The sequence below is a fragment of the Streptomyces sp. NRRL F-5650 genome, from assembly GCF_000721365.1.
GTDB lineage: Bacteria > Actinomycetota > Actinomycetes > Streptomycetales > Streptomycetaceae > Streptomyces > Streptomyces ardesiacus.
The window spans coordinates 16,324-42,153 of the sequence record NZ_JOGV01000034.1; the positions used below are offsets into that span (position 1 = coordinate 16,324).

At 72.6% G+C, this 25,830-nt stretch carries 19 protein-coding genes; 12 read left to right on the forward strand and 7 right to left on the reverse strand.

Annotated features, from left to right (window positions below; translation table 11 throughout):
- Nucleotides 1–260: 260 nt before the first annotated feature.
- The 7 genes from glnII to IG88_RS0126455 all read left to right on the forward strand — a co-directional run bounded on the left by glnII (nt 261) and on the right by IG88_RS0126455 (nt 8,006).
- On the forward strand, nt 261–1,292 hold the full coding sequence (gene glnII / locus IG88_RS0126420; RefSeq protein ID WP_031046131.1) for a glutamine synthetase: 1,032 nt from the start codon (nt 261–263) through the stop codon (nt 1,290–1,292).
- A 71-nt stretch (nt 1,293–1,363) separates the two neighbouring features.
- The gene (locus IG88_RS0126425; protein ID WP_031046134.1) at nt 1,364–2,296 is read left to right on the forward strand and encodes a DUF6891 domain-containing protein; all 933 of its coding nucleotides are present in this window, start codon (nt 1,364–1,366) and stop codon (nt 2,294–2,296) included.
- A 341-nt stretch (nt 2,297–2,637) separates the two neighbouring features.
- Nucleotides 2,638–3,225: a winged helix-turn-helix domain-containing protein gene (locus tag IG88_RS0126435; protein WP_031046136.1), complete on the forward strand. Its 588-nt coding sequence runs from the start codon at nt 2,638–2,640 to the stop codon at nt 3,223–3,225.
- Between the two features lie 85 nt (nt 3,226–3,310).
- The gene (locus IG88_RS0126440; RefSeq protein ID WP_078861621.1) at nt 3,311–4,378 is read left to right on the forward strand and encodes an SDR family oxidoreductase; all 1,068 of its coding nucleotides are present in this window, start codon (nt 3,311–3,313) and stop codon (nt 4,376–4,378) included.
- A 52-nt stretch (nt 4,379–4,430) separates the two neighbouring features.
- A complete protein-coding gene (locus IG88_RS0126445; RefSeq protein WP_031046143.1) occupies nt 4,431–5,720 on the forward strand; it encodes a sensor histidine kinase in 1,290 nt (429 codons plus the stop codon).
- Nucleotides 5,705–6,358, forward strand: coding sequence for a response regulator (locus IG88_RS0126450; protein ID WP_031046144.1), 654 nt, complete (start codon nt 5,705–5,707; stop codon nt 6,356–6,358). The genes IG88_RS0126445 and IG88_RS0126450 overlap by 16 nt, the downstream gene beginning before the upstream one ends.
- Before the next feature lie 160 nt (nt 6,359–6,518).
- Nucleotides 6,519–8,006, forward strand: coding sequence for a DUF1996 domain-containing protein (locus IG88_RS0126455; protein ID WP_031046146.1), 1,488 nt, complete (start codon nt 6,519–6,521; stop codon nt 8,004–8,006).
- A gap of 78 nt (nt 8,007–8,084) precedes the next feature.
- On the opposite strand, the gene IG88_RS0126460 is transcribed toward IG88_RS0126455, so the two are convergent.
- Nucleotides 8,085–8,510, reverse strand: a complete 426-nt coding sequence (locus tag IG88_RS0126460; RefSeq protein ID WP_031046148.1) for a hypothetical protein — start codon at nt 8,508–8,510, stop codon at nt 8,085–8,087.
- Between the two features lie 141 nt (nt 8,511–8,651).
- On the opposite strand from IG88_RS0126460, the gene IG88_RS0126465 reads away from it, so the two are divergent.
- The 4 genes from IG88_RS0126465 to IG88_RS0126480 all read left to right on the forward strand — a co-directional run bounded on the left by IG88_RS0126465 (nt 8,652) and on the right by IG88_RS0126480 (nt 13,099).
- Complete coding sequence (locus IG88_RS0126465) at nt 8,652–9,170, forward strand: tetratricopeptide repeat protein (RefSeq protein ID WP_031046150.1); 519 nt, start codon at nt 8,652–8,654, stop codon at nt 9,168–9,170.
- Nucleotides 9,171–9,237: 67 nt separating this feature from the next.
- Nucleotides 9,238–11,169 carry a hypothetical protein gene (locus IG88_RS0126470; protein WP_031046153.1) on the forward strand — a complete coding sequence of 644 codons (1,932 nt, stop codon included), beginning with the start codon at nt 9,238–9,240 and terminating at the stop codon, nt 11,167–11,169.
- 86 nt (nt 11,170–11,255) lie between these two features.
- Entirely contained in the window at nt 11,256–12,350 is a 1,095-nt protein-coding gene (locus tag IG88_RS0126475; protein ID WP_037836741.1) for a PDR/VanB family oxidoreductase, read from the forward strand.
- Nucleotides 12,351–12,406: 56 nt separating this feature from the next.
- The gene (locus tag IG88_RS0126480) at nt 12,407–13,099 is read left to right on the forward strand and encodes a TetR/AcrR family transcriptional regulator (RefSeq protein WP_063760644.1); all 693 of its coding nucleotides are present in this window, start codon (nt 12,407–12,409) and stop codon (nt 13,097–13,099) included.
- Nucleotides 13,100–13,155: 56 nt separating this feature from the next.
- On the opposite strand, the gene IG88_RS0126485 is transcribed toward IG88_RS0126480, so the two are convergent.
- The 6 genes from IG88_RS0126485 to IG88_RS0126510 form a co-directional block, all read right to left on the reverse strand.
- On the reverse strand, nt 13,156–13,515 hold the full coding sequence (locus tag IG88_RS0126485; protein ID WP_031046159.1) for a 5-carboxymethyl-2-hydroxymuconate Delta-isomerase: 360 nt from the start codon (nt 13,513–13,515) through the stop codon (nt 13,156–13,158).
- 55 nt (nt 13,516–13,570) lie between these two features.
- On the reverse strand, nt 13,571–18,985 hold the full coding sequence (gene pulA, locus IG88_RS0126490) for a pullulanase-type alpha-1,6-glucosidase (protein WP_031046161.1): 5,415 nt from the start codon (nt 18,983–18,985) through the stop codon (nt 13,571–13,573).
- 212 nt (nt 18,986–19,197) lie between these two features.
- Nucleotides 19,198–20,880 (reverse strand): glycoside hydrolase family 13 protein, encoded by a 1,683-nt coding sequence (locus IG88_RS0126495; protein WP_031046164.1) that lies wholly within the window; start codon nt 20,878–20,880, stop codon nt 19,198–19,200.
- A 119-nt stretch (nt 20,881–20,999) separates the two neighbouring features.
- Nucleotides 21,000–21,911 carry a sugar ABC transporter permease gene (locus IG88_RS0126500; protein ID WP_031046169.1) on the reverse strand — a complete coding sequence of 304 codons (912 nt, stop codon included), beginning with the start codon at nt 21,909–21,911 and terminating at the stop codon, nt 21,000–21,002.
- A 13-nt stretch (nt 21,912–21,924) separates the two neighbouring features.
- Nucleotides 21,925–22,929 (reverse strand): carbohydrate ABC transporter permease, encoded by a 1,005-nt coding sequence (locus IG88_RS0126505; protein ID WP_031046171.1) that lies wholly within the window; start codon nt 22,927–22,929, stop codon nt 21,925–21,927.
- A 110-nt stretch (nt 22,930–23,039) separates the two neighbouring features.
- Nucleotides 23,040–24,311, reverse strand: a complete 1,272-nt coding sequence (locus IG88_RS0126510; protein ID WP_031046173.1) for an extracellular solute-binding protein — start codon at nt 24,309–24,311, stop codon at nt 23,040–23,042.
- Nucleotides 24,312–24,702: 391 nt separating this feature from the next.
- On the opposite strand from IG88_RS0126510, the gene IG88_RS0126515 reads away from it, so the two are divergent.
- A complete protein-coding gene (locus tag IG88_RS0126515) occupies nt 24,703–25,737 on the forward strand; it encodes a LacI family DNA-binding transcriptional regulator (protein ID WP_031046175.1) in 1,035 nt (344 codons plus the stop codon).
- Nucleotides 25,738–25,830: the final 93 nt, after the last annotated feature.

A 25,830-nucleotide genomic window follows, 5' to 3' on the forward strand; every position in this document is an offset into this window, starting at 1 on the left:
GGGGCGGGGCCGCCCGGGGCGCGCAGTGCTGCCGCTCGACCGGCCGCGGCCGGGGGCCTTCCTGGCCGGTGTGCGGGAGGCGGTCGGGGGCGGTGGGCGTGAGCCGGGCCACAACGGCTCCGGGTAACACGGGGTTCACACCTGGGCAACGGTCGGGAAATCGCCCGTTGACACGCTGCACGGCAAGTAGACGCGGCGCCCCTGCCGCCCAGCGCCGCAGCACCCGCGAGTGCGCCCAGACCCCGAAGGATGTGGCCCCGGTGACCTTCAAGGCCGAGTACATCTGGATCGACGGCACCGAGCCGACGGCCAAGCTCCGTTCCAAGACGAAGATCATCACGGACGCGCCCGCCGGCCTGGACGCCCTGCCCGTGTGGGGCTTCGACGGCTCCTCCACCAACCAGGCCGAGGGCAACTCCTCGGACTGCGTGCTCAAGCCGGTCTTCTCCTGCCCCGACCCGATCCGCGGCGGCGACGACATCCTGGTGCTGTGCGAGGTCCTCGACACGGACCTGACCCCGCACCCGAGCAACACCCGTGCCGAACTGGCCGAGGTCGCCGAGCGCTTCGCCGCGCAGGAGCCGGTCTTCGGCATCGAGCAGGAGTACACCTTCTTCAAGGGCTCCCGTCCGCTCGGCTTCCCCGAGGGCGGCTTCCCGGCCGCGCAGGGCGGCTACTACTGCGGTGTCGGCGCGGACGAGATCTTCGGCCGCGACGTCGTCGAGGCGCACCTGGAGAACTGCCTCAAGGCCGGTCTCGGCATCTCCGGCATCAACGCCGAGGTCATGCCGGGCCAGTGGGAGTTCCAGGTCGGCCCGCTGTCCCCGCTGGAGGTCTCCGACCAGCTGTGGGTCGCCCGCTGGCTGCTCTACCGCACCGCCGAGGACTTCGAGGTCTCCGCCACCCTCGACCCCAAGCCGGTCAAGGGCGACTGGAACGGCGCGGGCGCCCACACCAACTTCTCCACCCGGGCGATGCGCGAGGGGTACGACGCGATCATCACCGCCTGCGAGTCGCTCGGCGAGGGCACCAAGCCCCTGGACCACGTCAAGCACTACGGCGCCGGCATCGACGACCGCCTCACCGGCCTGCACGAGACCGCCCCGTGGAACGAGTACTCCTACGGCGTCTCCGACCGCGGCGCCTCGGTGCGCATCCCGTGGCAGGTCGAGAAGGACGGCAAGGGCTACATCGAGGACCGCCGTCCCAACGCCAACGTCGACCCGTACGTCGTGACGCGCCTGCTCGTCGACACCTGCTGCACGGCGCTGGAGAAGGCCGGCCAGGTCTGAGTCCGGGCCGCCCGCTCCCGGTCGCCCCGCCCCCGGGCCGCGTTGTCAGTGGCGCGTGCCAGGGTAGGGGCATGGAGATCGACGAGGACCTCGCCGTCAAGGTCGAGACGGAGAGCGGGCGGACGCACGCCCGGGTCCGGGCCGCGGAGCTGCGGGAGCTGGTGACGCGCATCGGCCGCGCCGGCGACCGCTTCCTGGTCGTGCAGCGGATACCGGACATCCCCGACGTGTTCGCACAGGTGTGGCACGAGACGGGCGGGGACTACCGGCTGGAGCACCGGTCCGCCGCGGACGCGTTCCTCGGTGCGGACCTGGGCGATCCGGACCGGGTGGCGGACCTGCTGACCGGCTGGGCCCGCCGGCAGCCCGGCTGGGACGCGGGCGTCGCCTGGGAACCGGTCGGCCTGGGGCCCGAGGAGGACGTCCCGGAGCTGCCGGACGAGGTCCGGCAGGAGGTCGAGCCGCTGGTCCGGAAGCTGCTGCGCTGCGGCTACGACAGCCGCGGGAGGCTCGCCGAGGCGGCACGGGACTACCTCGCCCCGGACACCGCCGACGGTGCGCAGCCGGTCTCCGGGGCCCAGGCCCGGCGGCTGGTGGACCGGCTGTGGCTGGAGCGGCTGGCCGAGCAGGAGACCTGGGGCACGGAGACCACCGACCCGGAAAGGCTCACCCGGGTCTTCCGCGCCCTGGACGCGGCGGGCATCACCGCCCGGGAGGACTTCACCTGCTGCCGGGGCTGCGGCACGGCGGAGATCGGCGCGGAGCGCGAGGGGGCCCGGGGCTTCGTCTTCTTCCACCGGCAGAGCACCGAGGCCGCCGCCGAGGGGTACGGGCTCATGCTGCACTACGGCGGCTTCGACGGCTCCGAGGAGACGACGACGGCCGTCGGACACGAGGTCGTGGCGGCGTTCGCGGGGTCCGGGCTGTCCACGGAGTGGGACGGCGATCCGGGCAGGGCGATCGCCCTCACCCCGCTGAACTGGCGCAAACGCCTGGAGGGATGAGTGGCCGGCCGTCTGCTTCCGGCCAGTCGGCGTCCACACACTGAGAGGCCCCTCCTCTCCCCCGCCGCCGTCTGCTTCAATGAGCCCATGGCCAGCTTCCGGAAGTACGCAGCGACGGGTCGCCATGACCTCGAGCCCTTCTGGCCTTCCCGTCAGCACGACGACTTCGACCGGGTGTGTTGCCGCGCGACGACCGCGCCGGCCCGCCAGAAGCCGTAGTCCCCCCAGGCCTCTGCGCCTGCCGCCGGTGCGCACGACGTACGTCCCGCGACGCGCCCGACCACGAACTCGCGCCCGTCGCCCTTCCCGACGAACCTCTCGCGCGAAAGAGCTGACGTCTCATGGCGACCACCCGTTCCCTGTCCACCGTCACCCTCGACTCCCCCGCCGTCCTCCCCGACTCCGGCGGGCCCCGGCACCGGTTGCGCGCCGTCGCCCCGGACGAGGTGCCGGACGTCGCGGACCTGCTGCCGCCGGGCGCCACCTGGCTGCCCGCGCCCCCGCACACCCTGCCGGCGCTGCCGGGCCACCCGCCGATGGTCGGCTACCTCGTCCTGGTCCCGGCCGACCAGCAGCCGCCGTTCCAGGGCCCGGTGCCCGCCCGGGACCGGGGCCCGGACCGGGGCCAGGGGCAGGACCCGCTCGTCCGGATCGACCCCGCACGACGCACCGCCGCCGTCGACGGACGTGAACTCGACCTGACGTACCTGGAGTTCGAACTGCTCGCCCACCTCGTCACCCACCCGAACCGGGTGCACACCCGCGACCAGTTGGTCACCACGGTGTGGGGCTACGGACACGTGGGCGACGGCCGCACCGTCGACGTGCACGTGGCGCGGCTGCGCCGCAAGCTCGGCGCGGAGCACCGGCAGACGATCCAGACCGTGCGGCGCGTCGGCTACAAGTACACGCCGCCCACCGGCCGTTGAGCCACCGGGCCGCCCGGCCCCGGGTCCGTCTGCCGTCGGCAGAGTCCCGTTCCCTCCGGCCGCCGTGTGCGGCACAGTGACCGGCATGAGACTACTGGTGCTGGGCGGGACGGAGTTCGTGGGGCGGGCCGTGGTCGAGGCGGCCCTCGGCCGGGGCTGGGAGGTCACCGTCCTGCACCGCGGACGGCACGCCCCGCCGCCCGGGGTGCGGGCGCTGCACGGCGACCGCACCGCGTCCGACGGGCTCGCCGCCCTGGACCGGGGCACGTGGGACGCCGTCGTCGACACCTGGTCGGGGGCGCCCCGCGCGGTCCGGGACGCGGCGCGGCTGCTGCGGGGCCGCGCCGGACGGTACGTCTACGTGTCGAGCTGCTCCGTGTACGCCTGGGCGCCGCCCCCCGGGTACGCCGAGGACGCCCCGCTCGTCGAGGGCGCCTCGGCGGACGCCGGGCGGCTCGACTACGCCCGGGACAAGCGGGGCGCCGAGCTGGCCGCCTCGGACGCCTTCGGCGCCGACCGTTCGGTGCTGGTGCGGGCCGGGCTGATCCTCGGCCCGTACGAGAACATCGGCCGGCTGCCGTGGTGGCTGAACCGCGTCGCCCGCGGCGGCCCCGTCCTCGCCCCGGGCCCCCGGGACCTGCCCCTGCAGTACATCGACGTCCGCGACCTCGCCGGCTGGGTGCTCGGCGCGGTGGAGCGGGAGCTGGGCGGACCGTACAACCTGGCCTCCCCGCCCGGGCACACCACCATGGGCGGCCTGCTCGACGCCTGCGTCGCGGCCACGGGCACCGCCGCGGAGCTGCGCTGGACCGCCCCCGAGACCGTCCTCGCCGCAGGCATCGAGCCGTGGGGGGAGCTGCCCGTGTGGACCCCGCCCGGCAGCGATCTGCACGACGCCCTGCAGAGCCTGGACGTCTCCCGGGCGCGGGCGACGGGCCTGGCCTGCCGGCCCGTCACGGACACCGTGGCCGACACCTGGGCCTGGCTGCGGGACCTGGGCGGCACGGCACCGCTGCGCCCGGACCGGCCATCGGTCGGCCTGGACCCGGAGCGGGAGGCGGAGGTCCTCGCCCTCGCCGGCGGTCCCGGCGGTCCCGGCGGTCCCGGCGGTCCCGGCGGTCCCGGCGGGGGTGTATCTGGCACCACCCCCTGACCGGGGTGCCCGGCCCCGTGCCCCGCGCCGCCGTCTTGGGGAGACTGACGCCATGAGCATCGAGACGAAGAGCGGCACACGGCGGACCCCGGCCCCGGGGCGGAGGCGGGCATCGGCGCGGCACCTGGCGCTGTCGGCGCTGCGGGGGCTGGCGCTCGCGTTCGTCTCCCTGCCCGGGGCGGTGCTGTGCTTCTGCCTGACCCTGGTGTCCGTCGCCCTCGTCCCGATCGGGATAGGCATCGTCACCACGCCGTGGGTGCTGACCGGCGTGCGGATGTTCGCGGACTGGCGGCGGCTGCTCGCCGCCGAGTGGGGCGGGGTGCGCATCCCGCGGGCCTACCGGCCGCTGCCCGAAGGCGCCAACCCGTGGGCGCGCACCTTCGGGATGCTCCGTGACCCGGCGACCTGGCGGGACTTCCGCTGGCTGCCCGTCGACATGACCGCGGGCTTCGTCACCGCGCTGCTGGCCTTCGTGCTCGCGGTCTACCCGCTGGAGGGGTTCGTGATCGCGGCCGGACTGTGGCGGGCCTGGGACGACACCTACTGGTACGGCTTCGTGCCCGTCTCGGACCAGATCACCGGCCTGTACGCGGCGGCGCTGGGCGCCGTCCTCCTCGTCGCCGCGTTCCGCCTCTCCCCGCTCCTGCTGCAGGCCCACTTCCGGCTCACCGGCGCGGTCCTCGGCTCGGACCAGACCGAACTCGCCGAGCGGGTACGGGTGCTGACCGAGACCCGGCGCGACGCCGTCGACACCTCCGCCGCGGAGCTGCGCCGCATCGAACGCGACCTGCACGACGGGGCACAGGCCCGGCTGGTCGCCATGGGCATGGACCTGGGCACCATCGAGGCGCTGCTGGAGAAGGACCCCGCCAAGGCACGGGAACTGCTGGCGCAGGCCCGCCGCTCCTCCGCCGACGCCCTGACCGAGCTGCGCGAACTCGTGCGCGGCATCCACCCGCCGGTGCTCGCGGAACGCGGCCTGGGCGACGCGGTGCGCGCCCTGGCGCTGCGGCTGCCGGTCACCGTCGAGGTCGAGGTGGATCTGCCGGGCCGGGCCGAGGCCCCCGTGGAGTCGGCCGCCTACTTCGCCGTCAGCGAGGTACTCACCAACGCCGTGAAGCACTCCGGCGCCGACCGGATGTGGATCGACATCCACCACGACGCGGGACTGCTGCGGGTCTCGGTCACCGACAACGGCAAGGGCGGTGCCGTGATCGGAGCGGGGTCGGGCCTGTCCGGGGTGGAGCGGCGACTGGGTACATTCGACGGCGTCCTGGCCGTCAGCTCGCCCGCGGGCGGCCCCACCATGGTCACCATGGAGATCCCTTGCGCGTTGTCCTAGCCGAAGACCTGTTCCTGCTGCGCGACGGGCTGGTCCGGCTTCTCGAGGCCCACGACTTCGAGATCGCCGCGGCCGTCGAGACGGGCCCCGAACTCACCCGGGCCCTGGCCGAACTGCAGCCGGACGTCGCCGTGGTCGACGTCCGGCTGCCGCCCACGCTCACCGACGAGGGCCTGCAGTGCGCGCTCCAGGCCCGCCGCGACCGGCCCGGGCTGCCGGTGCTGGTCCTCTCCCAGCACGTGGAGCAGTTGTACGCCCGCGAGCTGCTGGCCGACGGGAGCGGCGGGGTGGGGTACCTGCTGAAGGACCGGGTCTTCGACGCGGAGCAGTTCGTGGACGCCGTACGGCGGGTGGCGGCGGGCGGCACGGCGATGGACCCGCAGGTCATCCAGCAGCTCCTCAGCCGGCGCGCGGCGGAGGACCGGCCGCTGGAGCGGCTCACCCCCCGGGAGCTGGAGGTGCTGGAGCTGATGGCGCAGGGCCGGACCAACGCGGCGATCGCCGGCAGGCTCGTCGTCACGGAGCGGGCGATCGCGAAGCACACGGCGAACATCTTCGCGAAGCTGAGCCTGGAGGTCTCGGACGACGACAACCGCCGTGTCCTGGCGGTTCTGGCCTATCTGGACCGGGGCCGCTGACCACGTCCCGGGTCCCGCACGTCCCACGGGACCCGGCGATTGCCCGCCCGGGTGAACACCTCGGGAGCGGCTTGCGTATGGAGGGGAGCCGCTTCGCTCCTGCCGGGCGCCCTCGACGCCCCGCAGGCGATGCCCCCCGCAAGGAAGTCAGAGGAGTTCCATGGGACGCAACACGAGAAAACGCCGTATGCCGCTGGCCACCAGGATAGTTGCCGGGGCGGCGGCCCTGGCGGTCGGCGGGGGCGGGCTGGTCTGGGCCAACTTCTACGCTTCGGCGCACGAGGAGCACGGGCGCCACGACCGGACCAGGTCGGCCGCCGTGCAGGTGGCGACGATCGACTGCCCCGACGTCGGCCAGCGGATCCGCGGCGTGCCGCACCGGGCGCGCGGCGAGGTGGACGGCGAACTGGCCGCGATGGACAGCCAGATCACCGACGCCTACCAGCGGCTGGCCACCACGCGCCGGGCGCAGGCCGGTGACCCGCAGTTCGTCCAGAACGCCATTCTGGGCCCGCTCAAGGACCGGCGGAAGGCGCTCATCGACCGCATCAAGCTGGAGATCAACCGGGCCGGCGGCAAGGCCGACGACAGCCTGGACGAGCTGGCCGCGTGCCAGGGCCGCCCCGCGGACCAGCAGAACGGCGGCCAGAACGGCGGCCAGAACGGGGGCGGGCAGAACGGCGGCGGCCAGGACCAGGGCGGCGACGACAACGGCAACGGCGTCGCGGGCCCGGTCGCCGAGGACTTCGTCGACATCGGCGACGTCCGGCCGAACTCCCGCGACAGCCGCAACGGCCTGGCCGCCGACGGCGACGGCGGTTCCACCGGCACCTTCACCACCGACTGCGGCGTCAACGAGAACAACCTGTTCAACAGCGACAACCTGATCGCCGCTCCGGGTGTCGACAACGGCGCCCACCACACGCACGACTACGTCGGCAACCAGGACAACAACGCCTTCTCCAGCGACGAGGACCTGGCCGACGCGGACACCACGTGTCAGAACCAGGGCGACAGGTCCACGTACTACTGGCCGGTGCTGCGCCTCCAGGACGGCACCGAGGAGTTCGACGCGAACGACCAGGGCGGCGGCGCCGAGGGCAACGTCGGCAGGATCCTCAAACCGGCGCGGGCCGAGCTGAAGTTCGTCGGCAGCCGGCAGGGCGACGTGGTCGCGATGCCGAAGTTCCTGCGCATCATCACCGGTGACGCCAAGTCCTTCACCAACGGCGACGCCAACGCCAACACCTCCTGGAGCTGCTCCGGCTTCGAGGACCGCCAGGTGACGGACAAGTACCCGCTGTGCCCGGAGGGCAGCCAGGTGCTGCGGACGACCAACTTCCAGAGCTGCTGGGACGGTCAGAACACCGACAGCGCCAACCACCGCGACCACATGGCGTTCGTCCAGGAGGACGGCCGCTGCCCCGAGGGCTTCCGGGCCGTACCCCAGCTCCAGGTCCGTCTCGCGTACGACATCCCCACCCCGGCCGTCGAGAACGGCCAGGTGCGCAACCCGTACGCCGTGGACAGCTTCCCGGAGCAGTTGCACAAGCCGGTCACCGACCACAACGACTTCATCAACGTCATGGACGAGAACCTGATGAACAAGGTGGTCGACTGCATCAACCGCGGCAAGGACTGCCGGTAGCGGCGCGGGCCCGGCAGCCGGAAGGGGGCCGGTGGCGGACGTCCGCCACCGGCCCTCCGCGGGTCCCCGTACGCGCGGTCAGCCGCCGTGTCCGGCCGGGTGCCCGCCGCCGCCACCGTGCCGGGCCCCCTGCTCCAGGGTTCCGCCGAGCCGGCCCCGCAGGTCCGCCACCACGTCCTGGTGGCCGACGGCGACCCACTTGCGGCCGACGAGGTAGTAACCGCCGTAGTCCTTGGCGGTGTTGATCCACTCCCGCTGGCCGCGGTCGGTGGCGAAGGTGGCGAGGACGTACTTCTCCTCGCCCGTTCCGCACAGGGCCTGGCGGACGGTGTCGGCGTCGGTCTGCAGGTCCGGGGCGCACTCCGCCTCGGCGGCCAGGTGTTCCAGGCTGCCGGTCGCCGTCTCGGGGACGGCGGCCCCGCCGTCCCCCTCGGCGCCGCAGCCGGTCAGCGCCAGGACCGCCGCCAGGGCGGCCGGCGCGAGCATCGGTCGGGTCGGCCTCATGTGTTCCTCCGGTCCGCGTGGTGCGGCGTGCCGCACCGAGCCCCCGTGCGGGGCTCTCGTCATGGGTACGGACGCGGGGCGCGAACCGCTCAGGAAGCACGACCGGGCGCTCCCGTGCCGGGACCGTGCGAGAGTGACGGGGTGGACCAGGACTGGGAAGAGCGCGTGACGGCCGCCTGGGCGGCATTCGACGACTGCGCCGAGGAGGACGCCGCCGGTTTCCGGGCGGTCGTCGACGCCCTCGCCGACGAGTTGCCGCCGGACAGCCCCCTCGGCCTGTTCGAGCGGGCCTGCGCCTGGGACTCCACGGGCCACTCCGACCGGGCGGTGCCGCTGTACCGCGAGGCGCTGGCGCGCGGGCTCGGCGAGATCAGCCCGTACAAGGGGCGCCGGGCGAAGATCCAGCTCTCCAGTTCCCTGCGCAACACCGGGCACCCGGAGGAGGGTGTGAAGCTGCTCTCGCCGGAACTGGTGGCGCCGTCCGACGAGTTGGACGACGCCGTGCGTGCCACGCTGGCGCTGTGCCTGTCGAGCATGGGCCGCGACCGCGAGGGGCTGTCCCTGGTGCTGGGCGCGCTGGCGCCGCATCTCCCCCGGTACCAGCGGTCGATGGCCGCCTACGCGCGGCTGCTGGTGGAGGAGGAACCGGAGGGCGAGTAGCGCACGGCACGCCCCGCGCGGGGCCGCCGTACGGTGACCATCGTGCCGTTCGCTCGTTCTGCTGAACGTGCAGCCACAGGATGTCGCCCCGCGCCCCGGACCGTCCTCCGCCTCGTCGGCCGACCCGGTCGTCGACGTCGAGCAGGCCGAGGCGGCGCTCGTCGAGCACTACCCGCGCCTGGCCCGGCTGGCCTATCTGGTGCTGCCGCCGGGCCTCGGCCGGGGCCGCCGTGTCCTGACCGCGCACGCCCTCGCCCAGCGTGCCCTGCCCCGCGGCCGGACGACGACGCCCCTGATCCCGGCCCAGTCGGCCGGCCGCGCCACCGACCCCGGGTACGCGCTGGTCCGGCTGCGGGTGGTGCGTACGGCGCTGGACGCGGGGCTGCCGCTGCGGCGGCGGGCGTGGCCCCGGCGGTCCCAGTTCCCGCCGCTGCTGCCCCACGTGCGCGGCCTCAAGCTCTTCCCGCGCTCCGGCGGCGCCGACGAACTCGCCCTGGAGCAGCGGCTGTCCGCACTCTCGGGCCCCGGGCGTGCCGCGTTCGTGCTGCGCGGTCTGGAGCGGCTGCCCGACGACGCGGTGCGGCAGGTGCTGACGGCCGCCGGGGTGGCCGACGCGGGCGCCGCGCTGCGGGAGGCCGACGGGGTGCCGGGGCAGTACGAACTGCTCGGCTCCCCCGAGTTCGACCCGTGCTCGCTGCAGGCGCGCCCGACCGATCTGCTGCGCCGGCGCCAGCACACGAAGGCCGCGCTGGTGGCCGGGGCGGCGCTGGTGGTGTGCGGGGCGCTGCTCGGGCTGCCCGGGGACGGCTGGGGGCCGGACGGCGCCGCCGCCCCGCCCTACGCGCGCAATCCCGCGGCCGAGGCCGCCCTCGACCCCGGCCGGCTCACCCGCGTCGCGCCCGCCGCGTGGCAGACGTCCGCGCGCACGGACTTCTCGGTGTGGCCGGCGCGCGGCGGCCTCACCGGCGACCGGGAGCTGCTGCGCCGCGCCCTGGCCGTCTGGGCCCGGCCCGGTGAGGGCGTCGGGGTCTCCACGACGCCGGGGACGCCGACGGGAGGCCCGGCCGGTCCGCCGCAGTTGCTGTACGCCGGGGAGGTCGACAACGCGCGCGTGGTGGTCCTGCACGACGGTCTGCGCCTGGTGCGGTACGCCGAGCCGGAGGACGGTTCCGCCGGTGCCGCCCTGGACTTCGCGCGCACCGACGGGGCCGGGCGGGCCACGGCGACCGCGGTGGTGCTGGGCCGTGCCGACGGCAACGTCCGCTATCTGACGGCGCCCTGGGTGACGGGGGCCGCGACGCGCGACCTGGCCGCGCCGGGCTCCGGCAGCAGGGAGCTGACGCTCACCGACGGCGTCACCTCGCCGCTGGCCAGCCCCGTGCAGCAGCGGTCCGGCGCGTGCACGTCGTGGAACGCGCTGGAGCTGACCGACGGTTCGGACACCCGGGTGGTGACCGACCTGGGCGAGCTGGTGCCGGCCCGGCTCACCACCGGGCGTCCCGGTTCCGCGAAGGACGCCTCGGGCGCGAAGGCGCGGGCCGCCTGGGCGCCGTACGCCTGCTCGCTGGGCGCGGTGCGCGGGCAGGGGGTGCGGTCGGTGAACGCCTGGGAGTTCGCGGCGCAGCCGCTGCCCGACGGGACGGGGTCGGGGGACTGGGTGTGCACCCGTGCCGACACCTGGCGCGGTGCGGGGGCCCGGGTGCTGGCGCAGTTCCGGACGCCGGGCGGGACGCAGGGCGCGGTGGCGGCGAAGGCGCAGGACGTGCCGGCCTGCGGCGAACGCGACCCGCACGTGCTGGCCGGGGTGCTGTGGAAGTCGCAGGGCGGGCACTGGTACCTGCTCGCCGCGGGCAGTCGCGGTACGACGTCGGTCGAGGCCACCGGCGGTATCAGCGGCTCCGCCGACGGCAACCTGCTGACGGCGAAGGCCGAACAGGGCGCGCGGGCCGAGCTGAAGGGCACGCTGGAGAACGGGCGGACGATCGGCGGGCTGCACTAGGGCCGCCCGCCCGCTAGTTGACGCCAACGTCAACAAGTACCGGCCGAAGGGTTCCCCGCGGGGCTACCCGTCAGTACATTGACGCCATGTCCAACAAGCCTGTCCCGTTCCCGTTCCCGGCACGGCTGCGGAAGCCGGCACCCCTGCTCCTGGCGGCCGGTGCCGCCCTCCTCGTCGGCCGTGCGGTGCGGCGCCGGGCATCCGGCGCGCGGCCCCGGGCGGGGTCCGCCACGCGGCCGCCGGTCCCCGGGCAGTCCGCGGTCCGCCCGCTGACGCTGCTGGTGACCGCGCACGAGCGCCTGGCCGACGGGGTGGTGCTGCTGCGCCTGGAGGGCACCGGCCTGCCGCGCTGGGAACCGGGCGCGCATCTGGACCTGGTGCTGCCCTCGGGTCTCGTGCGGCAGTACTCGCTGTGCGGGGACCCGGAGGACACCTCGTCGTACACGGTGGCCGCGCGGCTGGTCGAGGACGGGCGGGGCGGCTCGCGCGAGCTGCACGAGCAGGTGCAGGAGGGGACGGAACTGGAGGTGCGCGGTCCGCGCAACCGTTTCCCGCTGGTCGAGGCGCCCGCCTACGCGTTCGTCGCCGGGGGCATCGGCATCACGCCCCTGCTGCCCATGCTGCGGGCGCTGCCGGAGGGCGCGAACTGGCGGCTGCTGTACGGCGGTCGGACGCGGGCGTCGATGCCGTTCCTGGAGGAGGTCGGGAAGCTGGACCCGGAGGGCGGGAGGGTCACCGTCGTCGCCGAGGACGAGGACGGGCGGCCGGAACCCGGCGCCTTCCTGGCGGACCTGCCCGAGGGTGCGGCCGTGTACTGCTGTGGCCCCGAGGGTCTGATGGCGGCCGTGGCGGAGCACCTCCCCGAGGGCGCCGCCCTGCACCTGGAGAGGTTCGCGCCGCGTACGACGGCCGACGGGGACGGGGAGTTCGAGGTCGAGCTGCGCCGCAGCGGGCGCACGCTGACGGTGCCCGGCGACTCCTCGGTGCTGGCCGCCGTGCGCGCGGAGCTGCCGAACACCCCGTACTCGTGCGAGCAGGGCTGGTGCGGCACGTGTCAGCAGAAGGTGCTGGAGGGCGAGATCGACCACCGGGACGAGCTGCTGACCGACTCGGAGAGAGGCGACTCGATGCTCATCTGCGTGTCCCGGTGCCGCGGCACGCGGCTCGTGCTCGACATGTGAACACCGATGTCCCGTCCGGCCCGTTCGGGGCCGGATTCAATCGGTAAGGTGTTCGCATGACTACCGGGGTACGCCGCAGGATGGGCGTCGAGGAGCGGCGGCAGCAGTTGATCGGCGTCGCGCTCGAACTGTTCAGCCGCCGCTCGCCCGACGAGGTCTCCATCGACGAGATAGCGTCGGCCGCGGGCATCTCGCGGCCGTTGGTCTACCACTACTTCCCCGGCAAACTCAGCCTGTACGAGGCCGCGTTGAAGCGTGCCTCGGACGACCTGGCGGCCCGGTTCGTGGAGCCCGGGCAGGGCCCCCTGGGGGCGCGGCTGCTGCGCGTGATGGGCCGCTACTTCGACTTCGTGGACGAGCACGGACCGGGTTTCTCGGCCCTGATGCGCGGCGGTCCGGCCGGGGGCTCGTCGACGGCCAACGCGCTCGTGGACTCCGTGCGGCAGTCCGCGTATGTCCAGATCCTTTCGCACCTGGGCGTCGGCGAGCCGCCCGCGCGCCTGGAACTGGTCGTCCGCTCCTGGATCTCGCTCGCCGAGTCGACGGCGCTGATCTGGCTGGACGGGCGCCGCATCCCGCGCGCCGAGCTGGAGGCGCAGCTCGTGCAGGACTTCGGCGCGCTGCTCGCGGTGGCCGCCGCCCACGACGAGGAGATGGCCGCCCTGCTGCGCCGCGTCACCGCCGACGAGCCGGCCGACGGTCCCTTCGGCGAGCTGATGGGCCGGCTGCTCGCCCTGACGGCCCGGTGAGCGCCGGGGCGGCCCCGGGGCCGGACCCCGGGACACCCCGCCCTTGAGGCGCGGGCCTACGGGGTCTCGAACTTCCGGTACGACGGGTCCAGGTCGCGGACCTCGGCGGAGACGTGCAGGGCGAGGCCGTCGCCCGGCTCGGTGTACCGCCGTGCCAGTTCCAGCACGGCCTCGGTGAGGCGCGCCTTGGTCTCGTCGGTGCGGCCCGCGAGCAGCCCGAGCGTGACGTGCACGACGGCGTGCCCGTCGGTGTCCGGGCCGACCACGGTGTCCTCGGTACGGCGGAACTGCGTCTTGCACGCCGGCGGCTTCGCGGCCGCGATCTCGACGACGGCCTCGTGCAGGGCCCGCGCGAAGGCGGGCCGGTCGAAGCCGCCGGCGAGCCGGTCGGAGTAGTCGACGGTGATCTGCGGCATGAGCCCTCCCGTTGCGTGAACAGCAGGGCTCACCCTAACCGCAGACCCCCTGCCGTCAGCCGGTCCGCTGGAAGACGGCGACGGTGCGGGCCGGCACGGTGAACGTGCCGGTCTTCGCCGCGTACGCCGACTCCTTCACGACCGCGTCCGCGCCCGCCGCCTGCACCGGGTGCAGCCGGTAGCCGGTGCCGGCCGCCGCGTCGACGCGCTGCTCCTGCCGCTGGGGCGTGGCGTTGAAGACGACCACCAGGTCACCGAGGCGCATGGTGATCACGCCGGGCGTCTCCTCCTCGCCGGAGAGCGGGAAGGAGAGCCGGGACTGCACCTGCCCGGCCGTGGCGAGGGAGAAGTCCTTCTCCCCGCCGCGGATCCTCAGCAGGTCCCGGTACGCCGCCGAGGCGCCGGTGATCTGCGGGCAGCCCACCTGCACCGTGGTCAGCAGGGGCTTGGCGTAGGGCCACTTGTCCTGGTTGTCGGCGGCCGGCGGGAGCCCCCGGCCGAAGCCGTTGCCGTCGGCGCAGTTCCAGTGCAGGGCGTTGAACCAGTCGCCGCTGTCGTAGGAGTTGCGGTCCAGCGACTTGGAGCGCAGCAGGTCGGTGCCCGCCTGCGAGAGCGCCGGGCCCTGCGAGAGGGCGGCGGTCGCCAAGGCGAGGACCTGCATGCGGGCCCGGTCGTCGGCGGACGTGTCCTTCGGCAGTTTGAAGGCGAGCGCGTCGAAGAGGGACTCGTTGTCGTGCGCGTCGGCGTAGGCGAGGGCGTCGCCCGGTGCCGCCGCGTATCCGGCGGGGGCGCCGTTGTAGTCGACCTCGGAGCCCTTGACCTCCTTGCCGCGGGTGTCGGTGAAGGAGTAGTCGGCGAGGCTGCCGGTCAGCCCGACCTTGATCAGGTCCTGGTAGTGCAGCAGGCGGGCCTTCTGCTCGGCCTCGGTGCCGTTGGCCGTCGAGGAGTTCGGGTCGGTGTAGAGGCCGGAGGCGAAGCCCTGTACGCCGGGGTCCTCGTCGAAGGGGCCGCCGCCGCGCACGGCGTCGCGGGCCCGGTCGGAGAAGGTGGCGATGCCGGTGCCGGCCATGTTCTTCTGGGTGGCCTGGACGAAGCGGGCGTCGTCGGCGACCTCGCCGAAGTTCCAGCCCTCGCCGTACAGGATGATCTTCTTGCCGTCGACGCCGTCCTTCTTGAGGGTCAGCTCGTCCAGCGCCTTCCTGACCGCGAGGATGTTGGCCTTGGGGTGGTGGCCCATGAGGTCGAAGCGGAAGCCGTCGACCTTGTACTCCTTGGCCCAGGTGACGACCGAGTCGACGACGAGCTTGCCCATCATGGCGTTCTCGGTGGCGGTGTTGGAGCAGCAGGTGCTGTTCGCGACCGAGCCGTCGGCGAGCAGCCGCTGGTAGTAGCCGGGCACGATCCGGTCGAGGACGCTGGTCTTGGCCTGTCCGCTCGCGGCCGTGTGGTTGTAGACGACGTCCATGACGACGCGCAGGCCGTCGTCGTTGAGGGCCTTGACCATCCTGCGGAACTCGACGGTGCGCCCGGTGCCGTCCGGGTCGGTGGCGTAGGAGCCCTCGGGGACCGTGTAGTGGTACGGGTCGTAGCCCCAGTTGAAGGCGTCGTTGGCGGCGGCCTTCGTCACGCACTCCTGCTGCCGGTCGGAGTCGGCGGGGAGGGCGGCGAGGTCGCAGTCGGGCGCCGTCTGCCCGGACTTCTTCTCGGGGATGGTCGCGATGTCGAAGGCGGGCAGCAGGTGCACGTAGGAGGTGCCGGCCTCGGCCAGCTCCCGCAGGTGCTTCGAGCCGTCGCTGTTCCTGTCGGTGAAGGCGAGGTAGGTGCCCCGGTGGTCCGCGTCGGCCGTCGGGTCGGCGACGGAGAAGTCGCGGATGTGCAGCTCCTGGATCTGGGCGTCCCTGAGCGGCACCGCCTTCGGCTTGTCGTAGCCCTCCCAGCCGCGCGGGGCCAGGGACCGGTCGCCCAGGTCGACGACGAGGCTGCGCTCGGAGTCGGTGGTCAGGGCGAGGGAGTACGGGTCGGTGACCTTGTTGGTGACGACCTCGCCCGCGGTGGGGGCCCAGACCTTCACGGCGTACCGGTAGGGCTTGCCCTTCCAGGACTTCGGGCCGGTGACGGACCAGACGCCGGAGGCGTCGTCGCGGCGCATCGGCACGGTGCGGTCGCCGATCTCCAGGGACACGCTCTGCGCGGTCGGCGCCCACACGGAGAGGGAGGGCCTGCCGTGCCGGAAGACCGGGCCGAGGTCGGCCTCGGCCGCCCGGGCCGCGTACAGGTCGTCCAGGACGCCCGCCGTCTGCACGCCCGTCGCGGCGAGCAGGGCGCCGGTGGCGGTGTGCTGGGCGGCGACGACCTGGCCGCGCAGGGCCTCGCGGACCCGGTCGCGGTCGCGCAGGTCGACGGACCAGGCGGTGTACTCCTCCAGGTGCGGGAACTTCGCCTTCTGGGCGGCGGTGAGGGAGGTCTTCGCCAGCCGGAGCCACCGCTGGTCGTCGCCGGTGAGCCGGCCGCCCCCGGCGGCGACGGAGCCGGTGCGGGAGGCGATGAGCTGGGTGGAGGCGGCGCCCTCGGAGCCGTTCCAGGCGACGGTGTTCCGGTCGATCCAGACGGCCTTGGAGGTGGTGAGGTCGACGGCGGCGGCCGATCCCGCGGACTGCGGCAGGAGGTACTGCTCCTGTCCGCCCAGCAGCCACACCTCGTGGCCGTCGGCCTTGAGGTCCAGGGCCTGGTCGGTGGGCAGGTCCTTCTCGTCGCCCTTGTGGACGATGTAACTCAGGCTGCTCGCGCCCTCGGTGAGGGGCACCTCGAAGACCGCGCCGTAGGAGTCGGTCCTGACCGGCCGGAGCGGCTTCGCCCAGTCGGTCGGGTTCGCGGCGTCGCCCCAGACGTGCAGGCCCCAGCCGTCGTAGTCGCCGTCGGCCCGGTGGTAGTGCAGTACGGCCTTGGTGGTGTCCTGGGCCGGGTACTCGGGCCGCTCGGTGGCGACCTTCTCCGCGCCCTGCCGGATCCATACCTCGCCGGTCTCGGTGACGTCGATGGTGCGGTCGGCGGCGACGTCCTTGTTGCCGTCCTTGTCCACGACGAGGAAACCCACGTCCGAGGCGCCGGGCTTGAGCCTGACGTAGGCGAAGGCGCCGTAGGCGTCGCGGCCGGTGAAGGGGTGGGTTTCGGGCCAGGTGGTCGCCTCGCCGTCGGCGAGGTCGCCCCAGGCGTACAGGCCCCAGTCGTCGTAGTTCCCGTCCTCGCGCTGGTAGTGCACGACCGCGTAGTCCCGGGAGGCGGCGGTGGGCACCTCCTCGGCGGGCGGGGTGCCGGTGGTGGAGGCGGCCGTGGCGCTCGCGGTGCGGCCGGCCGAGTCGACGACGACCGCCTTGTAGCGCAGGGCGGTGCCGGCCGGGGTGTCCGCGTCGACGGTGTGGGTGACCTTGTAGGGCGCGTGGTCGGCGGTGCCGAGGGTGCGCCACTTCCCGTTCCCGGTCTGGGCGGCGAAGACGACGCGGTTGAGCTGCCCGCCCGCGACGTCGGCGCTCAGCTCGACGGTGCCGGTGGCGCCGGGGTCCGGCGCGCGCAGGGTGACCCTCGGCTTGGCGGCGGGCGCGGCGAGCCTGCCCGCGGCCTTGAGGACGACGGCCGACCGGGCCGGGACGGTGACGTCGACCTTGGTGTCGGCGCCCGACCTGACGGTGGCGTCGGTGCCGTAGAGGCCGCGGAAGGTCATGCCGGCCGAGCCGGTTGAGAAGGTGGCGCTCTTCTCGGTGCCGGCGTTGTTGAAGGCGACGACGTACTCGGTGCCGGTCCTGGCGTCGGTGCGGGAGAAGGCGTAGACGCCGGGGCCGTCGGCCGCGTGGCGCTCGGTCTGGACGCCGTCGGCGAGGGCGGGGTTGTCCTTGCGCAGCTTGGCGAGGACGCTGATCTGCCGGTACAGCGGCGCGCTCGTGTCGTAGGCGGCCTCGGCGTGGGTGCGGTCGGTGCCGAGCTGGTCGTCGTCGAGGTAGTCGGCGGTGCGGGAGGCGAACATCGGCTGGCGGGCGTCCTTGTCGCCGCCGGCGCCGGTGAAGCCCTGCTCGTCGCCGTAGTAGATCACCGGGTTGCCGCGGCTGAGGAACATCAGCTCGTTGGCGAGCCGGTCCTTCTGGAGCAGTTCGGCGTCGGTGGCCTCGGGGGCGTCCTGCTTGAGGAAGGTGCCGATGCGGCCCATGTCGTGGTTGCCGAGGAAGGTGACCTGCTCGTAGGCGTTGGCCTTGTCGGTCGTGTACTTCCAGTCGTCGCCGAAGACCGAGGCGAGCTTCCGCGCGCTGCCGCCCTGGGAGGCGTAGGCGCGGGCCGCGTCCTGGAAGGGGAAGTCGAGGGTGGCGTCCAGGCGGCCCTCGGTGACGTAGGGCGCGGTGACGGAGGTGTCGGCGGAGTAGACCTCGCCGAACATGAAGAAGTCGTCGCGGCCCTTCTTGGCGGCGTAGGCGTCCAGCGCGGTCGCCCACTGGGTCCAGAACTCCATGTTGACGTGCTTCACGGTGTCGATCCGGAAGCCGTCGACGGCGAAGTCCTTGACCCACCGCTGGTAGATCTTCTCCATGCCGTCGACGACCTCGGGACGTTCGGTCCACAGGTCGTCGAGGCCGTTGAAGTCGCCGTAGGTGGCGGATTCGCCGGCCCACGTGGAGTCGCCGCGGTTGTGGTACATCGCCGGGTCGTTGAGCCAGGACGGGACCTTGAGGTTCTTCTTGGCGGCGGGCACCACGGGGGTGCGCGGGAAGGAGCCGGTGTCCACGCGGGGGAAGCGGCGGGAGCCGTCCGCGTAGTCGGCGTCGTCGAAGGGCTGCCCGTCCTTGGTCAGGTACGGGAAGGCGCCCTTGGAGAGGTAGTCGTAGGACTTCTCCTCGTAGTCGACGACGTCGGCGGTGTGGTTGGTGATGACGTCGAAGAAGACCTTCATGCCCTTGGCGTGGGCCTTGGAGATGAGGTTCTTCAGGTCCTGGTTGGTGCCGAAGTGCGGGTCGACCTGGGTGAAGTCGGTGATCCAGTAGCCGTGGTAGCCGGCCGAGGCGTCCTTGCCGGTGCCCTGGACAGGCTGGTTCTTGAAGAGGGGCGCCAACCAGAGGGCGGTGGTGCCCAGCCCCTTGATGTAGTCGAGCTTCTGGGTCAGGCCCTTGAGGTCGCCGCCCTGGTAGAAGCCCTTGTCGGTGGGGTCGTAGCCGGTGGTGAGCCGGGTGCCGGTCAGGCCGCCGCGGTCGTTCCCGGCGTCCCCGTTGGCGAATCGGTCCGGCAGGACGAAGTAGAACTGCTCACGGGTCAGGTCGTGACGTGCGGCGGTCTTCGCCAGTGTCGCGTCGGACGGGGGCGCGGGCGGGGCGTCGGCCCGTGCGGCGAGCGGGGTCAGCAGGGTGGCGGCGAGCGCGGTCGCGGTGACGGCCGCGACCCGTCCCCCTCGTGCGGTACGGCGCGCGGAAGGCACCGGCCATCTCGGTATCACAGGTGTGAGCTCCTTGCGAGTACGGCTCGTTCGGGTCCGACCCCGGGCGTGACCGTAGCGCTGCCGCAAGTCTTGCGGCAAGACTTGCGAAAGTAACGGAAAGGATTTTCACCGGACTTGCCCGCGCCGCCCTGGACCGGCGGACGCGCGAAGGGCCCGCCGCTCCCCCGGTGGGGAAGTGGCGGGCCCTTCGGCGCTCGCGTGACGGCGGGTCAGGCGCGGGTCCACCACACCGTGGTGTCCGCCGGGACCTTGGCCTCGCCGGCCGTCTCGGTGACCTCGCCGCTGGCCAGCAGCACCCGGCCGTGCGCGGGCACCACCACGGACTCGCCGGTGGTGTTGGCGACGCACACGAAGTCCCCGCGCCGGAAGGCGAGGACGCCCTCTGGGGCGCGCAGCCACTCCACCGTGTCGCCCGCGCCGAGGTCGGCGGTGGCGCGGCGGACGGCCAGGGCCTCGCGGTACAGCTCCAGGGTCGAGCCGGGCGCTCCGGTCTGCGCCTCGACGCTCAGCTCGCCCCAGCCGGCCGGCTGCGGCAGCCAGCTCCCGCCGTCGCCGAAGCCGTACGAGGAGCCCTCGCGCGTCCACGGGATCGGCACCCGGCAGCCGTCGCGGAAGCCGTCCTGGCCGGCGCCGCGGAAGTACGCGGGGTCCTGGCGCACCTCGTCGGGCAGGTCGACGACGTCCGGCAGGCCCAGCTCCTCGCCCTGGTAGACGTAGGCCGAGCCGGGCAGGGCCAGCATCAGCAGGGTCGCGGCGCGGGCCCGGCGCAGGCCCAGTGCGCGGTCGCCGGCCAGGCGGATCTGGGTGCCCAGGCCGGCCGGGTTGGCGAAGCGGGTGGAGTGCCGGGTGACGTCGTGGTTGGACAGGACCCAGGTGGCGGGGGCGCCGACGGGGCGCATGGCGTCGAGCGTCCGGTCGATGACCGCGCGCAGTTCCTCGGCGTCCCAGTGGGTGCCCAGGTACTGGAAGTTGAACGCCTGGTGCAGCTCGTCGGGGCGCACGTAGTGGGCGGTGCGCTCGACGGTCGGGGTCCACGCCTCGGCGACGAAGATCCGCTCGCCGGAGTACTCGTCGAGGATGCGGCGCCACTGCCGGTAGATCTCGTGCACGCCGTCCTGGTCGAAGAACGGCATGACATCGTTGCCCAGCAGCTTGAGCTGTTCGTGGGAACCGAGGTCGGGCAGGCCCTCCGCCTTCACCAGGCCGTGGGCGACGTCGATGCGGAAGCCGTCCACGCCCATGTCCAGCCAGAACCGCAGGATGGAGCGGAACTCGTCGCCGACGGCCGGGTGCTCCCAGTTGAAGTCGGGCTGCTCGGGGGCGAACAGGTGCAGGTACCACTCCCCCGGTGTGCCGTCGGGCTCGGTGACCCGGGTCCAGGCGGGGCCGCCGAAGATGGACTCCCAGTCGTTGGGCGGCAGTTCGCCGTTCTTCCCCTTGCCGGGGCGGAAGTGGTAGCGGTCCCGCGCCGGGGAGCCGGGGCCCTCGGCCAGCGCGCGCCTGAACCACTCGTACTGGTCGGAGGAGTGGTTGGGCACCAGGTCGACGATGATGCGCAGGCCCAGCGCGTGGGCGTCGCGGATCAGCGCGTCGGCGTCCAGGAGGGTGCCGAACATGGGGTCGACGGCCCGGTAGTCGGCGACGTCGTAGCCGGCGTCGGCCTGCGGGGAGGCGTAGAAGGGGCTGAGCCACACGGCGTCCACGCCCAGGTCGCGCAGGTAGGGCAGGCGGGTGCGGACACCTTCCAGGTCGCCCATGCCGTCGCCGTTGCTGTCGGCGAAACTGCGCGGGTACACCTGGTAGATGACCGCGTCCCGCCACCAGTCGTGGCGCCCTGCGACGGTGGCGACGGCGGAGGTGGGGGCCGGTGCGGCGGAGTGCTGCTGGCTCATGTCGTCCTTGGTACGTAGCGGAACGGAGTGGAGGCGTGGGCGGGGGGGGAGGCGGCCGGCCGCGGTGCAGCGGGGTCGGATGGGCACCGCGGCCGGACGTTTTCCGGGCAGGGCGGTGATCAGCCCTTCGTGCCGCCCGCGGTGAGGCCGGTCACGAGGTTCTTCTGCACGAGGTAGAAGAACGCGGACACGGGTATCGCGACGAGCACGGCGGTGGCCGCCATCAGGTTGCGCTGCGCGTCGTGCTCGCTGACGAAGCTCTGCAGGCCGACGGCGAAGGTGTACTTCGTGTCGCTCAGCATGAACGTCGAGGCGAAGGCGACCTCTCCGAAGGCCGTGATGAAGCTGTAGAAGCCGGCCACCGCCAGACCCGGCCGGGCCAGCGGCAGGATCAGCCGGAAGAAGGTGCCGAACGGGGTCAGCCCGTCCACGCGTCCGGCCTCGTCGATCTCGAAGGGGATGGTGTCGAAGTAGCCCTTGAGCAGCCAGGCGCAGTACGGCACGGCGGTGGAGCAGTAGACGAGGACCAGGCCGAAGTAGTTGTCGATGAGCTGGAGCTTCGACAGGATCTGGTACATCGGCACGATCAGGACCGCGATGGGGAACATCTGGGTGACCAGCAGGACCCACATGAGCTTCTTGTAGCCCGGGAAGCGCATCCGCGAGACCGCGTAGCCGGTCGTCGCGGCGACCATCACGCCGATGACGGTGGTGCCCAGCGAGACGATCAGCGAACTCTTCAGCCAGTCGAAGAAGTTGGTGTCCTGGAGCACGAACGCGTAGTTGTCGAAGGTCATCTTCGACCAGATGCGTCCGGGGTGCAGGTAGTCGTCCTTGTCCGGGCCGAGGGACAGGTAGACCAGCCAGGCGACCGGGAAGAGGGCCACCAGGCTCGCGACGGTCAGGATGCCGTGGGAGGCGAGGGAGGCCGCGCGGCTGCGTTCGCCGCGGCGGCGCAGCTTGCGCGGCGGCGCGGTGGGCGCGGTGACTCGCTCGGCGGGCGCCTCGGCGGGTGCGGTGCTTGTACTCATGGCGGCTCCTGCCTCAGTTCGCGAGCTGCTGCTCATTGCGGTTCAGCCAGCGGCGGTAGAAGGAGGTGAAGACGATCAGGATGGCCAGCAGCAGGATGCCGTAGGCCGCGGACTGCGCGAAGTCGCGCGGCTGCTGCCCGAAGCCGAGCTGGTACGCCCAGGTGACGAGGATCTGCGCGTCGGGGGCGGTGTTGCCGAACAGCAGGAAGATCACGGCGAACTGGTTGAAGGTCCAGATGATGCCGAGCAGGACGACGGTGGAGCTGACGGTCCTGAGGCCGGGCAGGGTGACGTAGCGGAAGCGCTGCCAGGCGTTGGCGCCGTCCATCTCGGAGGCCTCGTAGAGGCTGTTGTCGATGGACTGCAGGCCGCCGAGGAGCGAGACCATCATGAACGGCACACCGCACCAGGTGTTGACCATGATCGCGGAGAACCGCTGCCAGAAGGTGTCCTCCAGCCAGGCGGGGGTCGGCAGGTGCAGCCAGTCCAGGGCGGTGTTGATGATGCCGGCGTCGGCGAGCATGAAGCGCCAGCCGAAGACGGTGACGAAGGTGGGCACGGCCCAGGGCAGGACCAGGATCAGCCGGTAGAGGGTGCGGCCGCGCAGCTTCTGGTTGAGCAGCAGGGCGAGCCCGAGGCCGATGAAGAAGTGCAGGCCGACGCAGACGGCCGTCCACACGACGGTCCAGATGAAGTGCGACCAGAAGCGGTCGTAGGCCGTCGGGCCCCACAGGATGTCGGCGTAGTTGTCCAGGCCGACGAACTTGTAGGTGGCCTCGATCTCGTTGACGCCGATGGTGCGCGCGCTGTTGAGGCTGTTGGCGTCGGTGAGGGTGAGGTAGAGGCCGTAACCCAGCGGGTACAGCACGAGGACGCCGATCACGACGACCACCGGCGCGATCATGGCGTAGGCGTACCAGTGCTTCTGGTAGCCGTCTTTCAGACGCCGGCCGAGGCCGGGCCGCGGGGTGCGGTCACCGCGGCGCTTGCCGGTCGCGCGGTCGATGGCGACTGTCATGGTTCGACACCTTCGGGAGCATGGGGAAGATCAGGACGTCGGGCGTGCGGCGCACGGCCGGTGGCCGCCGGGCCCCTCCCCTCCGGTGGGGGCCCGGCGGCCACCCGGACTCACTTGCTGAAGTCCGGCACCAGCTTGGCGATCGCGGTCTCGACGTCGCCCAGGCCGTCGTCCAGGGACTTCTTGCCGCCGGCGATCTGCGGCAGCGCGTCGTCGAGCGGCGTCCACAGGGAGCTGTACTCGGGCAGCGCCGGGCGCGGCTGGGCGGCGGGCAGGACCGTCTGGAAGCCGGCGATGCCCGGGTCGGTCTTGACCTTGTCGGTGTAGGCGTCGTCGCGGGTCGGCAGCGTGGAGTTCTTCAGGGCGACGGTCTCCTGGGACTTCGCCGAGGTCATGAACTTCACGAGCTTGAGCGCCGCCTCCTGGTGGGCCTTGTCCGAGCCGGCGTAGACCGACAGGTTGTGGCCGCCGGTCGGGGCGCCCGCCTTGCCGGTGGAGCCGGCCGGGACGGTGGCGATGCCGAGGTTGTTCTTGTCCTTGAAGGCCGAGCCCTTGTAGAAGTTGGTGATCTCCCACGGGCCCTGGATGATCGAGGCGACCTTGCCGCTGACGAACGCCTCCTGGATGTGGGCGTAGGCGTCCGCGGTGGTGTCGGCCTTGTGCAGGCCCTTGCCGTCGAAGAGGCTCAGCCAGGTGCCGTAGGCCTTCTTGGCCTCGGGCGAGTTGACGGTGACCTTCTTGGCGTCGGCGTCGACCGTGTCGGTGCCCTCGCCGTAGAGGAACGGCTGCGCGTAGTAGCCGGCCGTGGAGGCCCAGTAGCCGTCGACGCCGGTCTTGTCCTTGATGGTGGCGGCGGCCTTCTTCAGGTCGTCCCAGGTCTTGGGGGCCTCGACACCGGCCTTCTCGAAGAGGTCCTTGTTGTAGACGAAGGCGAGGGTGTCGGTGACCAGCGGCACGCCGTAGGTCTTGCCCTCGTACTTGGCCTGCTCGATCAGGTTGGGCTGGAACTTGTCCTGCTCGGCGAGGGCCTCGGTGCCGTCCAGCGGCAGGAAGAAGCCCTTCTTGGCGAAGGCGGGCGTCCAGCCGACCTCGGAGCGCAGGACGTCGGGCGCGCCCTTGGAGCCCGCGGCGGTGTCGAACTTGTTCTGCGCCTGGTCGAAGGGGACGTTGACGAAGTTGACCTTGATGTCCTTGTTGGCCGCCTCGAACTCCTTGACCAGGGCCTTGTAGGTCGGCGCCTCGTTGGTCGCGTTGGAGGTGTCCCAGTAAGTGATGGTGACCGGTCCGCCCGACTCGCTGTCGCTGTCGCCGTCCCCGCCGCACGCCGTCGCCGCCAGAGCGAGGGACGCCACCAGCGCGGTGGCCGCTATGCCACGCCGCATGAGTTCTCCTTGAGGGTGAAAAGCCCGTGTGGTGCAGGGTGCGGGCCCGTCCGCCGCTCCTGCCACTGCCGGCCGCGTCGTTGCCGCCGCCGAGCGACGTGAACGTAACAGCGTTGAAAGCTCCGCGAAAGGTCTTGCAGAAAAAATGTGCAAGAGATCTCCGAAGTTATCCGGGCGTGACCTCCTGGCGACCGTCATGAGACGCTTGTTTACGGGGCCCGAGCGGTATCCGGCGGGTTGTGCAAGACTCTGCAAGCTCTTGCCACCACTTTCTCGAGGGAGCGCGATGACGCAGCAGCCCGCGCCCGGCCGTCCGACGGGCCGTCCAACAGGCCGCCGACGGCGCCCGATCGGTGTGCAAGGAGGCGGCCGACAGGTACAGTCCACCCCTGTGACCACACGGCTTGCCGACATCGCCGCCCAGGCGGGAGTGAGCGAAGCGACCGTCAGCCGCGTCCTGAACGGGAAGCCGGGCGTCGCCGCCACCACCCGCCAGTCCGTGCTCGCCGCCCTCGACGTGCTCGGCTACGAGCGCCCGGTGCGGCTGCGGCAGCGCAGCGAGGGCCTGGTCGGCCTGATCACCCCGGAGCTGGAGAACCCCATATTCCCGGCGCTGGCCCAGGTCATCGGCCAGGCACTGACCCGCCAGGGCTACACACCGGTCCTCGCCACCCAGACGCCGGGCGGCTCCACGGAGGACGAGCTGACCGAGATGCTGGTCGACCGCGGGGTCGCCGGCATCATCTACGTCTCCGGACTGCACGCCGACACCACCGCCGACATGCAGCGCTACGAGCGACTGCGCGCGCAGGGCGTGCCGTTCGTCCTCGTCGACGGTTTCTCCTCGCAGGTGCAGGCGCCGTTCATCTCCCCCGACGACCGGGCCGCGATGAGCCTCGCGGTCACCCACCTCGTCTCGCTCGGCCACACCAGGATCGGACTGGCCCTCGGGCCGAAGCGGTTCGTGCCGGTGCAGCGCAAGATCGAGGGGTTCGTGCGCACCGTCCAGGAGCAGTTGGGCCTGAGCGCCGAGACCGTGGAGAAGGAACTGGTCCAGCACTCGCTGTACACCCTGGAGGGCGGTCAGGCGGCGGCTGCCGCGCTCATCGCGCGGGAGTGCACGGCGGTGGTCTGCGCCAGCGACATGATGGCGCTGGGCGCCATACGCGCGGCGCGGCAGCAGGGCCTGGACGTGCCCAGGGACATCTCGGTCGTCGGCTTCGACGACTCGCCGCTGATCGCCTTCACCGACCCGCCCCTGACGACGGTCCGCAAGCCGGTCCCGGCGATGGGGCAGGCGGCGGTGCGCACCCTGCTGGAGGAGGTCGGCGGGACCCCCGCGCCGCACAGCGAGTTCGTCTTCATGCCGGAGCTGGTGGTACGCGGTTCGACGGCGTCCGCACCGGGCGAGCGGCCCCGCCCCTGACTCCTGTCGGGGTCGCGGGTCCGGGCCGGATGCGGGTCGGACCGACCTGGGGGATGATCGGTGGCAGAAGGCTTTTCTGGCAGACTTCATGCC

Excerpts from the sequence above, each read along its gene's own strand:
- IG88_RS0126425 (WP_031046134.1), top strand. The coding sequence starts at position 1,364 with ATGGAGATCGACGAGGACCTCGCCGTCAAGGTCGAGACGGAGAGCGGG.
- IG88_RS0126435 (WP_031046136.1), top strand. The coding sequence starts at position 2,638 with ATGGCGACCACCCGTTCCCTGTCCACCGTCACCCTCGACTCCCCCGCC.
- IG88_RS0126440 (WP_078861621.1), top strand. The coding sequence starts at position 3,311 with ATGAGACTACTGGTGCTGGGCGGGACGGAGTTCGTGGGGCGGGCCGTG.
- IG88_RS0126445 (WP_031046143.1), top strand. The coding sequence starts at position 4,431 with ATGAGCATCGAGACGAAGAGCGGCACACGGCGGACCCCGGCCCCGGGG.
- IG88_RS0126455 (WP_031046146.1), top strand. The coding sequence starts at position 6,519 with ATGGGACGCAACACGAGAAAACGCCGTATGCCGCTGGCCACCAGGATA.
- IG88_RS0126460 (WP_031046148.1), bottom strand. The coding sequence starts at position 8,510 with ATGAGGCCGACCCGACCGATGCTCGCGCCGGCCGCCCTGGCGGCGGTC.
- IG88_RS0126475 (WP_037836741.1), top strand. The coding sequence starts at position 11,256 with ATGTCCAACAAGCCTGTCCCGTTCCCGTTCCCGGCACGGCTGCGGAAG.
- IG88_RS0126480 (WP_063760644.1), top strand. The coding sequence starts at position 12,407 with ATGACTACCGGGGTACGCCGCAGGATGGGCGTCGAGGAGCGGCGGCAG.
- IG88_RS0126485 (WP_031046159.1), bottom strand. The coding sequence starts at position 13,515 with ATGCCGCAGATCACCGTCGACTACTCCGACCGGCTCGCCGGCGGCTTC.
- IG88_RS0126495 (WP_031046164.1), bottom strand. The coding sequence starts at position 20,880 with ATGAGCCAGCAGCACTCCGCCGCACCGGCCCCCACCTCCGCCGTCGCC.
- IG88_RS0126500 (WP_031046169.1), bottom strand. The coding sequence starts at position 21,911 with ATGAGTACAAGCACCGCACCCGCCGAGGCGCCCGCCGAGCGAGTCACC.
- IG88_RS0126505 (WP_031046171.1), bottom strand. The coding sequence starts at position 22,929 with ATGACAGTCGCCATCGACCGCGCGACCGGCAAGCGCCGCGGTGACCGC.
- IG88_RS0126510 (WP_031046173.1), bottom strand. The coding sequence starts at position 24,311 with ATGCGGCGTGGCATAGCGGCCACCGCGCTGGTGGCGTCCCTCGCTCTG.